We start from the raw sequence: 516 nt of genomic DNA on the forward strand, positions 1-516 counted from the left end.
GTGCCGTCGATATACTCCACATCAAGGCTGATGAAACCTTTATCGGCAAGGACAAGAACCAACTGGGTAAATACATTATTTATTTCCTCCTTTACACGGTTACGAAAACGGTTGATCGTGATAAAATCCGGATGCTCATTACCGGCAAGCCAAATATAATGAATGTCACGAAGGAGGTGCTTCTCTATTTTACGGCAAGAATAGATATTATTCATGTAGGCGTAGATTATCACCTTAAGCATCATTTTAGGATGATAAGGACAACGGCCCGTTTCCTTATAAAGCTTCTTGAAACTCTCAAGATTGAGATTGTCAATAACAGCATTCACGATGCGGACCGGGTCGGTCGCAGCTATGTTTTCATCAATTCTTTGTGGAAAAAGAACGGTTTGGTTGGGAATGTAAGGACGAAAATGTAACTTTGCCATAACGAAAAACTTTATACCTAAAGATACGAAAACTTTGGGTAATAACAAAGCCCGGGCTTGAGAAAGTCTGGGCTTTGCGCATAAAAAA

1 protein-coding gene is annotated in these 516 nt (G+C 40.1%); it reads right to left on the reverse strand.

What is annotated here, in order from left to right; translation table 11 throughout:
• A partial coding sequence (locus DWZ47_RS30990) for a transposase (RefSeq protein ID WP_233525060.1) occupies nucleotides 1-428 on the reverse strand: 428 nt, incomplete at its 3' end.
• Nucleotides 429-516: the final 88 nt, after the last annotated feature.

Source organism: Bacteroides sp. AF32-8BH (assembly GCF_003435205.1).
Lineage (GTDB): Bacteria > Bacteroidota > Bacteroidia > Bacteroidales > Bacteroidaceae > Bacteroides > Bacteroides ovatus.